This window comes from Clostridium carnis, from assembly GCF_054657435.1.
The window spans coordinates 2,784,222-2,796,699 of sequence record NZ_BAAHYS010000001.1 but is presented as its reverse complement, the minus strand read 5'-3'; the positions used below and the strand labels follow the sequence as shown (position 1 = coordinate 2,796,699).

The 12,478-nt window shown below is 29.8% G+C and carries 10 protein-coding genes; 3 read left to right on the top strand and 7 right to left on the bottom strand.

The window, feature by feature from the left end:
* Positions 1 to 13: 13 nt before the first annotated feature.
* The 4 genes from ACYQ1T_RS13590 to ACYQ1T_RS13575 form a co-directional block, all read right to left on the bottom strand.
* On the bottom strand, positions 14 to 1,675 hold the full coding sequence (locus ACYQ1T_RS13590; RefSeq protein WP_459835724.1) for a propanediol/glycerol family dehydratase large subunit: 1,662 nt from the start codon (positions 1,673 to 1,675) through the stop codon (positions 14 to 16).
* Positions 1,675 to 2,469, bottom strand: coding sequence for a class II aldolase/adducin family protein (locus ACYQ1T_RS13585; protein ID WP_459835722.1), 795 nt, complete (start codon positions 2,467 to 2,469; stop codon positions 1,675 to 1,677). Before ACYQ1T_RS13585 ends, ACYQ1T_RS13590 begins: the two co-directional genes overlap by 1 nt.
* A gap of 176 nt (positions 2,470 to 2,645) precedes the next feature.
* Positions 2,646 to 3,410, bottom strand: coding sequence for a DeoR/GlpR family DNA-binding transcription regulator (locus ACYQ1T_RS13580; protein WP_459835720.1), 765 nt, complete (start codon positions 3,408 to 3,410; stop codon positions 2,646 to 2,648).
* Positions 3,411 to 3,499: 89 nt separating this feature from the next.
* Positions 3,500 to 4,909: a rhamnulokinase gene (locus tag ACYQ1T_RS13575; protein ID WP_459835718.1), complete on the bottom strand. Its 1,410-nt coding sequence runs from the start codon at positions 4,907 to 4,909 to the stop codon at positions 3,500 to 3,502.
* A gap of 174 nt (positions 4,910 to 5,083) precedes the next feature.
* Between ACYQ1T_RS13575 and ACYQ1T_RS13570 the strand changes: the two genes are divergently transcribed.
* Complete coding sequence (locus ACYQ1T_RS13570) at positions 5,084 to 6,871, top strand: L-fucose isomerase (protein ID WP_459836558.1); 1,788 nt, start codon at positions 5,084 to 5,086, stop codon at positions 6,869 to 6,871.
* 115 nt (positions 6,872 to 6,986) lie between these two features.
* Here the strand turns inward: ACYQ1T_RS13570 and ACYQ1T_RS13565 are convergent, their stop codons facing one another.
* From ACYQ1T_RS13565 to ACYQ1T_RS13555, 3 genes are all read right to left on the bottom strand, one after another.
* Positions 6,987 to 7,979: an ABC transporter substrate-binding protein gene (locus tag ACYQ1T_RS13565; RefSeq protein ID WP_459835715.1), complete on the bottom strand. Its 993-nt coding sequence runs from the start codon at positions 7,977 to 7,979 to the stop codon at positions 6,987 to 6,989.
* Between the two features lie 72 nt (positions 7,980 to 8,051).
* A complete protein-coding gene (locus ACYQ1T_RS13560) occupies positions 8,052 to 9,029 on the bottom strand; it encodes an ABC transporter permease (RefSeq protein ID WP_459835713.1) in 978 nt (325 codons plus the stop codon).
* 18 nt (positions 9,030 to 9,047) lie between these two features.
* Positions 9,048 to 10,523: a sugar ABC transporter ATP-binding protein gene (locus ACYQ1T_RS13555; protein ID WP_459835711.1), complete on the bottom strand. Its 1,476-nt coding sequence runs from the start codon at positions 10,521 to 10,523 to the stop codon at positions 9,048 to 9,050.
* Positions 10,524 to 10,733: 210 nt separating this feature from the next.
* Between ACYQ1T_RS13555 and ACYQ1T_RS13550 the strand changes: the two genes are divergently transcribed.
* The gene (locus ACYQ1T_RS13550) at positions 10,734 to 11,159 is read left to right on the top strand and encodes an RbsD/FucU family protein (protein WP_459835709.1); all 426 of its coding nucleotides are present in this window, start codon (positions 10,734 to 10,736) and stop codon (positions 11,157 to 11,159) included.
* Positions 11,160 to 11,292: 133 nt separating this feature from the next.
* Positions 11,293 to 12,471: an iron-containing alcohol dehydrogenase gene (locus ACYQ1T_RS13545; RefSeq protein WP_459835707.1), complete on the top strand. Its 1,179-nt coding sequence runs from the start codon at positions 11,293 to 11,295 to the stop codon at positions 12,469 to 12,471.
* The last annotated feature ends 7 nt before the right edge of the window (positions 12,472 to 12,478 follow it).

The window sequence follows — 12,478 nt, the reverse complement described above, 5'->3', positions numbered from 1 at the left end:
ACCTCCTAACTTCCTAATAGGAGTTTCTATCTATAAGATTATTTATATTTTTAACATTTTCCCATTCTAATCCCTTAAGCCTATATCCTGTTCCAGGCCCTAAATAATCATTTTTATTATTTATAGAAGATATAACATTAAATTCTTCATCAAGTATTGCGGATGTTTGAAGATAATCTCCAGAAACTCTCTGTTTTAACATTTCAAGAATGTCTTTTGCAACATCTCTATGCCCTGAATTTACTAAAGCTTTTACAATATCTATTCCAGTAATCTTATTTTTCATAAGATTTTCTATAGCTTCAAAATCTTTAATAACATCTCTATCTGGAACATCTTTACTACCATGAGCATAAGTTGCAGCAATAACTTCTTCATCCTTAATAATAGATAAATCCAATTCTTTAAATAAATCTTGAATGACTTTTGCAGCTTTATACCTAACCTTTATAACCTCTTCTTCTTTTATAGGTCTTAATCCACCATCTACTCTTAAGTCTCTTTGTAAAACATTATAATCATCAAAATCTTCAGCATCAAAGTTAGATCCAGCAAACATGTTGTCATAATTTGGAGTTCCGCTATACCCTGAAAAAATAAAATCAGTTCCTGGTAAAAATTGCATTAAAAGTCTTGCTGTTCTTCTAATATCACTATGTGAAAATGTTTGATCATTAGAGGATGCAACCTCTAAATCTAGTAATGCTGCTATTAAATTCTCACCCAATACAGCCCTTATACCTGAAGGAACTGATGATGTAATTCCAATAGTTGAAACTGAACCATTTTGAACTCCCTGTGACCCAGCCCCCTTTGTAACCATTAAGCATCTAGTTTCTAAATATAACATAGATTTTTTATCTGCATCTCCCATTAATACTTCTGACCCAGTTCCAGATGTAAACCTAGTTTTAAGACCCCTTGATGCATAAGCTGCATTTAAAAAAGCTTTTGAATATGGTGTATCATCACCATCAATAAATACATTCTCTGTTCCATATACAGACATTGTTTCTGCATATGTAGTAAACCCTCTCATTGCAAGTTCAAGCTCTGTAGCTTCTTCAACAGCACATTGAGTTAATACTCCTTTTTTACCTATTTGTGATCCTATTAATAAAGATATTGCATTAAATGGTGCATATCTAACAATTCCTACTGTAGTTTCTTCCTCTCTAAATCCTCTTAATGCGCCTTCTGCTGCATCTGCAGCTATAAGTAGAGGATTATCTTTTAAATTAGTTATATGTGCTTGATTAGCTGGTGTTTTTCTAGCTCTAAGTTTTTGCATACCCATCATCATTTCAACTACATTTAAATAATTTATTACTTCTACAATTTTAGCTGGTGTAAGACCTTTAGCAATTTTTATAATTTCATCTCTAGATGTTGATATATCAACTAAAAGTCTTGCAATTTTTAAAGAACTAATTTCCATAGCTTTAAGAGCTACTTCTTTATCTATGGTATAATCAGCAATAAAATAATCTATAAAGTCAAACTCATCTCTACTTTTACCATCTAACTCTATAATTTTATTATCTTTTATTTTTATAGATGGTTTTGGATCATATGGACTTTTCATTGCTATAAATCCTTTTTCTGGCCATTCCTCCATAAAAACATCCTGATTTATAGGTCTTTTTTTTAACTCTTGAAATCTTTTTGATTTCATTATTTAATAGCTCCTAATATTTTTTTAGTAACTTCTCGCACAATTTTTTCTATTGCATCACTAGTAACTTTTTCGCTAGAATTTTCTATATTATTTGAATTATATTTACACTCAGTATCCTTACAGCATAATCCAGGATGTTTTCCAATTAAATTCATATTTTTTCTTATATCTAGTAATTTATCAACTTGTTTATTATTTAAAACTTGTGGCTCACCAATTTGGCTTGATATAAACATAAGTTTTGCATAAAACTCTAAAGATTCCATCTTAAAATATGCGGACATTAAATCTGGACCATAAGTTAAGGCCCCGTGATTTTCCAAAAGAACAGCATCATAGCATTGAAGATATTTCGCAACTGCATCTGGAATTTCATCTGTTGATGGAGTTCCATACTCTGCTATAGGAACATTTCCTAAAGCAATTACCGCTTCTGGCATTATTGCTTTATCTAATGGAATACCAGCTATAGCATAGCTTGTACCATATGGTGGATGAGCATGCACTACTGATTTTACATCTGGTCTTTCCTTATATACTCTTAAATGCATTTTAACTTCTGATGATGGTTTAAAGTTACCATTTGAGCTTAATACTTTCCCATCTATATCAACCTTACATATCATATCTGGTGTCATATATCCTTTAGATACACCTGTTGGAGTACAAAGCACTTCTCTATCATTAATTTTTACTGATAAGTTTCCATCGTTTGCTGCTACAAACCCATTCATATAAATTCTTTTTCCAATTTCACACATTTGTTTTTTTATTTCGTATTCAGATATCATAATTTATCCTCCTATTTGGTTTTATTTTGTTTTATCTTTATTTATCTTTATTTTATCATCGTAAATTTGTGTTGTCAATAAATACCAAAGATTATTTTGTAATTTTATTTTGTTTTCAAAATAAAAAAGAGTACCAAAGATAATTTACTCTTTGATACTCTTTTTCATTTATACTTCTAATATATAATTAAATTTACTTTATTACTTTTAAATACATTTATCCATTCTTCAGACACTTCTTCATCTGTATAAATATAATCAACCTCTTTGAAGTCCATTATTTTAACAAAGGAGCTTTTGTTAAATTTAACTTTATCTACAACTAACAAAACTTTACTTGAACATTTTGACATAAGTTTCTTTATCTCTGCCTCCTGTTCATTAGAGTCCATAACTCCCCTATTTATATCCATTCCCTTACAACATATAATTGCTTTATTTACATAATAATTTTTTATAATATTTTCAGCCCACTTTCCCACAAAGGATTTAGATGTTGCTCTAAAGGTTCCTCCTGCAAGAATAAGATTGATTTCCTTTACTTCTTGAAGTTCCATTAATACTTTAAAAGAATTAGTTATTATAGTAACGTTTCTTTTATTTTTCTTTAAACATTTAGCTACATAAAAAGCTGTTGAAGATGAATCAAGCATTAATGTATCACCATCTTTTATTTCTTCTGATACCTTTTCTGCTATCTTCATTTTTCCTTCTTTATTTATAACTTCTCTCATATCTAAAGGCATATCTACATTGGTTCCCTCATTAACTATAGCGCCTCCATAAGTCCTTTTTAATACACCTTGATCTTCAAGTTTCTCAAGGTCTCTTCTTATAGTTTCTTCCGTAACAGAGAAATCAATAGCGAGCTCTTGCACTAGTACTTTTTTCTGTTCTTGTATTATATCAACTATTTTTTGTCTTCTTTCTATGGCTAGCACATCAATATCCTCACTTTCTTAATATATTATTAACAATATTTATATTATATACAAAAAAATCCATATATGAAAGTATTTTTTAGCTAGAATTAAAGATAGCACTCTGTTTTAAATGAGTTCAATATTATATTTCTACCTTCTTCAACAGATAATATTTTTTTTACTGAAATCCATTGCAAAATCATATTCCCAAGGACTGCTGCTTCAACTGGTCCAGCTATTACCTTTTTCGCTGTTCTTTTTGATGTAAGTTCACATAAATATGAATCTTTAATTCCTCCACCAACTATATTTATGCCTTCTATTTTATAACCTAATACATCTTCTATTTCTCTTATAGCTTCTGAATATTCATTTGTTAATCCATTATAAACAGCCATTGCAAGTTCACCTAAGGACTTTGGTTCACCTTGTCCATGTTTAATACAATACTCTTTAATAGATTTAATCATATTTTTAGTATTCATCAAACTTTCATCATTGGTATCAACAATAAATTTACAATTTTCATTCTTTCTAGCTTCTCTTATTATATCTGGAAAATCTATTTCTTCCTTTAATTCACACCATGTTTTTTTAAGTTGTTGTATAAGCCATAACCCATTAATATTTTTCAATAATCTAATTTTATTAGAAACTCCACCTTCATTTGTAAAACCATAATTAAATGTTTTTTTATTTATTATAGGACTATCTAACTCTATCCCTAATAGTGACCATGTTCCTGAACTTAAAAAAGCATAATTTTTATTTAAAATTGGAGTTGCTGCAACTGCTGAAGCTGTATCATGACTCCCAACAGCTATTACTGGTATCTTACCTAATCCTGTTTCCTCCATAATATCTTCTGTTAAATATCCGTATATTTCCCCAGGTTCAATAATTTCATTAAATATATCTTTATTAATATCTAACTTTTCAATTAATTCATAATCCCAGCTTCTCTCTTTCATATTAAGTAATCCTGACGTTGAAGAAATAGTAAATTCATTCTTCTTTTCTCCAGTTAAATAATATGCAAATAAATCTGGCATAAATAATAAGCTATCACTATTTTTTAATATATCAGGTCTCATTATTTTATCTGAAGCTAATTGAAAACATGTGTTAAAAGTATTTGGTGATATTCCTGTTCTTAAAAATAATTCTTCTAACGAAATTATTTTTTTTGTCTCTTCTACCCCATTATAATTCCTCTTATCTCTATAATGCATAGTCATTCCTATAAGGTTATTGTCTTTATCTAATAACCCATAATCAACACCCCAAGTATCAATTCCTATCCCCTCTATTTCTTCATTTAATAAAGCTGCCTTTCTTAAAGCTATTTTCATTTCATTTAATAATCTTGGAAAATCCCAAACATATTTATCTCCTAAAAACACAGGTTCATTTGGAAACCTATGAATTTCATCTAATACTACTTTGTTATTAATTATTTTAGAAATAATAGCTCTTCCTGAAGATGCCCCAAAATCAAAAGCTAAAAATATACCCAAAACTATCCCTCCCTTTTAATTTCAATATTACACTTATATAATACAACACAATTTCAACACAAACAACAGTGAAAACGATATTTTTTTCTGTGTTTTATTGTTTTTAAGTTGACTTTAACTTTTTTTGGAAGTAAAATTAAATTGTAAAAATTTAAAATATTATTATGGGAGGAGATATTTATGAATAGACTAAATGGAAATTTTCCTAAAATAGGAATAAGGCCAACTATAGATGGAAGACGCCAAGGTGTTAGAGAGTCCCTAGAAGTTCAAACAATGAATATGGCGAAACAAGTAGGAGAACTATTATCATCTTCTTTATCTTATCCTGATGGACAACCAGTTCAATATGTGATTTCTGATAGCACTATAGGCGGCGTTGCTGAAGCTGCTAGATGTTCAGAAAAATTTATTAAAGAAGGTGTCGGTTTAACAATAACAGTAACTCCTTGTTGGTGTTATGGAAGTGAAACTATAGATATGGATCCACATATGCCTAAAGCAATTTGGGGATTTAATGGAACTGAAAGACCAGGAGCAGTATATTTAGCTGCAGCTTTAGCAGGACATTCTCAATTTGGTTTACCAGCTTTCGGAATATACGGAAAAGATGTTCAAGATGCTGATTGTAATGAAATACCGGAAGATGTGAAAGAAAAGCTTATTAGATTTGCTCGAGCTGGACTTGCTGTTTCAATGATGAAAGGAAAATCCTATTTATCTTTAGGATCAGTATCAATGGGTATTGCAGGTTCCATTGTAGATCAAAAATTCTTCCAAAAGTATCTTGGAATGAGAAATGAATATGTTGATATGAGCGAAATAACTAGAAGAATAGATAGAGAGATTTATGACAAAAATGAATTTGAAATAGCTCTTAAATGGGTTAAAGAAAATTGTAAAGAAGGAAAAGATAAAAATTCTATATGCAAACAAAGAACTCGTGAAGAAAAAGATAAGATTTGGGAAAAGGTTGTTAAAATGACTTTAATAACTAGAGATTTAATGGTTGGAAATTCCAGACTTTCTGATTTAGGTTTTAAAGAAGAAGCCGAAGGTCATAATGCTATTGCTGGTGGATTCCAAGGACAAAGACATTGGACAGATCATTCACCTAATGGGGATTTTATGGAGGCTATCTTAAATTCTTCCTTTGACTGGAATGGTTTAAGAGAAGCTTATGTATTCGCTACTGAAAATGATTCTTTAAATGCAATTCCAATGTTATTTGGTCACCTTTTAACAAATACAGCTCAAATTTTTGCTGATGTTAGAACATATTGGTCTCCTGAAGCTATTAAAAGAATTAGTGGTAAGGAACTAACAGGAAATTCTTCAAATGGATTTATTCATTTAATAAACTCTGGAGCTGCTACGTTAGATGCCTGTGGTAAACAAAAAGATGAAAATGGTAATCCTACAATGAAACCATTCTTTAAAATTACTGAAAATGAAGCTAAAGAATGTCTTGACGCTACTACTTGGTGGCCTGCGATTGATGAATATTTTAGAGGAGGAGGATTCTCTTCAAAATTCATCTCTGAAGGTGGAATACCACTTACAATGTCAAGACTTTGTATAATAGATGGATTAGGACCAATTCTTCAAATAGCAGAAGGTTACTCTTTAGAGCTAGATAAAGATATTACAGAAATAATTGATAATAGAACTGATAGTTCTTGGCCTACAACTTGGTTTGCTCCAAGATTAACTGGAGAAGGTGCATTTAAAGATGTTTATTCTGTAATGAATAATTGGGGAGCAAATCATGGAGCAATATCTTTTGGCCATATTGGCGCAGATTTAATTACCTTAGCTTCTATTTTAAGAATTCCTGTAGCAATGCATAATGTTCCAGAAGAACAAATATTCAGACCAAGTGCTTGGAGCATGTTTGGAACAAAAGATATGGAAGGATCAGATTATAGAGCTTGTAATAATTTTGGACCACTTTATAAATAGTTAAATCCTATTAAATAATTAAGGTATCTTATCTAATTAGATAAGATACCTTAATTATTTAATAGTAAATTTAACAAATAAAAAAGCTTCCTAAGAAGCTTTTTTATTTGTTAAATTAATTTTTCCCTAATGGATATAATAATTTTTGAATATCATCATTATTCATATTATTCTTATCAACATAAGTTGCACCAGTATCTATTCTCTTTTCTATAGTTTTTCCATCTAAAATATCTGTAGCCGCCTTAACACCAAGATATCCCATATTATATGGATTTTGAACAACGAATCCAGTAATAACACCTTCTTCTAAGAATTTAATTTCTTGATCTGATGAGTCAAATCCAACAACTTTAATTGAATCTGTTTTTCCTTTTTCCTTAACAGCAGTAGCAACTCCAATTGCAGCACCTTCATTAGTAGCATAAATAGCCTTTAGATTTGGGTTCGATGTCATAATATCTGTAGATTTTGATAATGCTTTTGCATGATCTCCATCTGAATATTGAATTGAAACTATTTTTATATTTGGATGATTCTTTTCTATTTCTTCTTTGAATCCATCTCTTCTTTCTTGGGCTGTTGAGGTTCCCTCATTATGTGCAACTATAGCAACCTCTCCTGAATCTCCTATAAGCTTAGCTGTTTCTTTAGCTGCAACCGCACCTGCTGCTTTATTATCTGTAGCTATAAAACTTTTTTGAATATCAGAATCTAAATTAGAGTCAAAGGTAATAACAGGAATTCCTTTTTCTTCTGCTTTTTGTACAACCGGAAGAAGTGCTTTATTATCAAGCGGAGCTAACATTATGACATTAGCTTTTTTAGTTATAGCATTTTCTACCATTTCTATTTGTTTATCTACCATAGTTTCATTGTCTGGGCCCTCGAAAGTTACTTTTACATTATTTTCTTCTCCAGCCTTAAGAGCACCCTTTTCTACTGTTTTCCAAAATTCATGTTGATACCCTTTTGAAATTACTGCAACGTATTTTTGTCCACCCTCGCTAGTATTGTTTTCACCTTTTCCTTTTTCTCCACACCCAAAAAGCACCGCTGGTATAATAAGCGCAGTAGCTATAACGGCAGTTATTTTTTTCAACCTCATAATTAAAACCTCCCAAACTTTAATTTATTTTGATAATTATTTATATAAATTAAAATAATTATTGAATTAAAACTATTTACCCTTTTTTCTTAACATATCCATATAAACAGCACCTATTACTACAACTCCCATTGCAAGCATTTGCCAGTTTTGTGATACATTCATAAGATTTAAACCATTTTTTAATACACCCATTATAAATGCACCTATAAAAGTTCCTATTATTGATCCTTCTCCACCACTTAAAGATGTACCCCCAACAACAACTGCTGCTATTGCATCAAGTTCATATCCTTGTCCAGCTGTAGGTTGCCCTGAATTTATTCTTGCAGCCATTACGATACCTGCAATAGCACACATTAAACCACAATAAGAGTAGACAAACATTTTAGTTCTAAATATATTAATTCCTGAAAGTCTAGCAGCTTCCTCATTACTACCAATTGCATAAGTATATCTTCCAATTAAAGTTTTCTTTAATATAAATGATGAAATTACAGCTATAACTATTAAGTATATAACCGGATAAGGTATTAACCCAAATAATTTTCCTTGAGAAATTTGAGCAAATTGCGGAGCAACATCAAAATATACAGGCTTTGCATCTGTTAATATAAGAGTTAACCCCCTAGCTACCATCATTGCACCAAGTGTTGAAATAAATGGTGGTAACTTTAACTTTCCTATTAAAAATCCATTTAAAGCACCAAAAGCAGTACCAATTAATAATGCTATAATCAAAGACAAAGCAATTCCCATACCTTTATTTACACATATACCAGCTGAAACACCACTTAATGCTATAATTGCACCTAACGATAAATCTATACCAGATGTAACTATTACAAAAGTTACCCCCATTGCCATAATACCTATAACAGCTGTCTGAAGAGCTATAGTTATTAAATTATCAAATTCTAAAAAATATGGTGTTGCTATTGAAAAGAATACACACATCACTAACAAACTAAGCCCAGCAGCCATCTTTTGAATTAACTTTTTATTATCTTTAAATATACTTTTTTTATTAGTTTCTTTTATTACTTGCATAAAAAATCCTCTCTTTCATTAATCAATTCTACCTGATGCTAATTGCATTATTTTCTCTTGATTTGCTTCTTTAATATCTAACTCTCCAGTCTTTTCGCCTTCATGCATAACTAAAATCCTATCACTCATACCTAATATCTCTGGAAGTTCAGATGATATCATAATAATTGCAACACCTTTTTCAGCAAGTTCTTTCATAAGTGAATAAACTTCAAATTTGGCACCTACATCTATTCCCCTAGTAGGTTCATCAAATATTAAAAGTCTAGTGTCTCTACATAACCATCTTCCTATTAAAACTTTTTGCTGATTACCTCCACTTAAGAATTTAGTCTTTTGTTCTATATTAGGGGTTTTTATTTTTAAATCCGTTATCTTTTTTTCAGTTACCTTTTTACACTCTTTATCATTAACAACAATCCCTTTACTATATTCATTTAGATTAGCTAAAACAGTATTAAACTCAACATCCAAATCTAATAATAATCCATCTCTTTTTCTATCTTCTGAAAGATATGCTATTTGATATTTTATAGCGTCTACTGTGGATTTAATTTTAATTTGTTTTCCATCTAAATAAAACTCACCTGATTCTATAGGATCTGCTCCAAAAACAGCCCTACAGACCTCTGTTCTTCCTGCCCCCATAAGTCCAGCAAAACCAAGAATTTCTCCTTCTCTTATATTAAAACTAACATTCTTAATTATATTTCCTCTTTTAATATTTTTAGCTTCAAAAATTACTTTACCAATTTTATGATTTTTTATAGGGTATTTATTTTTTATATCTCTACCTACCATCATCTTTATAATTTCATCTATATTTGTATCTTTCCAAACCCTAGTACCAACATAACTTCCATCTCTTAACACAGTAATTCTATCTGCTATATGTTTAAACTCCTCCATTCTATGAGAAATATAAACAATTCCAACTCCATCACTCTTTAATTTTTTTATTATTCTGAATAATTCATCTATTTCACTTTCTGTTAAAGCTGATGTTGGTTCATCTAATAATAAAACCTCTGACTTAACAGCTAAAGCTTTAGCTATTTCTACCATTTGCTGTTCAGCAACAGTAAGAGAATTTACAATCGCACATGGATCTATTTTTAAATGCATAGATTCCAATAAAATCTTTGTGTCATTAATCATCTTTTTATCATCTATTATGAAACTTTTACCTATTTTAGGTTCTCTTCCTATATAAATATTTTGTGCTACTGTTAAATGTGGTAAAAGATTAAATTCTTGATGAATAATTGAAACACCTAAATCTTCAGCTTCTTTAGGATTTTTTACTGAGAACTCCTTTCCTTTAAAAAGAATAGTACCTCGATCTCTAGTATAAACTCCAGTTAATACTTTCATTAATGTTGATTTCCCAGCCCCATTTTCACCTATTAAAACATGCACTTCCCCTTTTAATACTTCAAGTTGTACACTTTTTAATGCTTGTACACCCGGAAAACCCTTATCGATATTCTCCATTTTCAATAATACGGTTTTTTCCACAAAATCACTCCCCACGAACTTCTGAATTTTGTTTTATGTTGTTTTTTATTTGTTTCTTTTTGATTACGATTACATTATATCTCCTTTTATATACTTGTACAATAGTTTTTTTGTATTTTTATTGATTTGTTTACAATTTATGTATTATAATGATAAATATACCACATGTTTAAAGGAGATGATACAGTGTTAAAAGGAATTCCTTCAATAATTTCACCTGATTTATTGAAAATATTAATGGAAATGGGCCACGGAGATAAAATTGTAATTGCAGATGGAAACTTTCCTTCTTCAACTTGTGCAAAAAGGTTAATTAGAGCTGATGGACATACCGTTTCAGAAATTCTTAATGCTATTTTAAAACTATTTCCACTAGATACTTATTCACCTACACCAGCTTCATTAATGAGTATAGTTCCAGGAGATCCTGTAGTTCCAGTAATTTGGAATGAATACAGAAATATTATAAACGATTTTTTCCCAAGTTTTACAGATTTTAATTTTATTGAAAGATTTGACTTTTATACTGAAGCTAAAAATGCTTATGCCGTTATTGCAACATCTGAAAAATCTCTTTATGCAAATATAATTTTAATAAAGGGAACATTATAATTAAAAAAGCCAAAAAAATAATTTATGTATTTTTTTGGTTTTATATTTTTTATTGATTAATTTTGTTAACAATTTATTAATTTTACTACCTAAAAATATTGTAATATTTTACATTTATAAAAGGAGAGACTTTATGAATTTTAATTATCACATACCTACTAAAATTTTATTTGGAAAAGGAAAATTAGAGGAACTTTCTAAAATTGAACTGCCTGGAAAAAAAGCTTTACTTGTTATTTCTAATGGAAAATCAATGAAAAGATATGGTTACTTAGATAAAGTAATTTCACTTTTAAATGAAAATGGCATTACTTTAATTGTATATGATAAAATTCTTTCTAATCCAATTAAATTACATGTAATGGAAGGATCAAAACTTGCTAGAGATGAAAATTGTGACTTTATAATAGGGCTTGGTGGGGGTAGTACTATAGATTCTGCCAAAAGTATAGCTCTAATGGCTAAGAATCCTGGTGATTACTGGGATTATATAAATGGAGGTACTGGACTTAATAAAAAAGTATTAAACGGTGCTTTACCTATTATTGCTATAACAACTACTGCTGGAACTGGTACAGATATAGATCCTTGGACAGTAATTACTAATGAAAAAACTAATGAAAAAATAGGCTTTGGTATAACAGAAACATTTCCTATAATTTCTATAATTGATCCGAACCTTATGCTATCTATTCCACCTATTTTAACTGCTTATCAAGGTTTTGATTCACTTTTTCATGCAGTGGAAGGGTATATAGCAAAAGTTGCTACTCCTTTAAGTGATATATATGCATTAAAAAGTATTGAGCTAATAACTAAATATCTTCCTTTAGCCGTTAATGATGGAAATAATATAGAAGCTAGAACTAATCTTGCTTTAGCAAGTATATTATCAGGGATGGTTGAATCAACTTCAAGCTGTACTTCTGAGCATTCTATGGAGCATTCTTTAAGTGCGTATAATCCTAATCTACCTCATGGTGCAGGACTTATTATGCTTTGTGAAAGCTACTATAAATTTTTTGCTTCTAAAATCCCTGATAGGTTTATTACTATGGCTAAGACTATGGGGGAAAATGTATCTTCTCTACCAATAGAGGAAAAACCTTATGCTTTTATAACTGCTTTAATAAAATTAATGAAAGCATGTAATGTAGATAACTTGAAAATGTCAGATTACTCTATTAAAGAAAATGAAATAGAAACTCTTGCTAAAAATGCAATTAGTACTATGGGTAATTTATTTGAAGTTGATAGATATACTCTTTCATTAGATGAAACTATTAATATTATGAAAAAATCCTATAAATAAAAAGTCG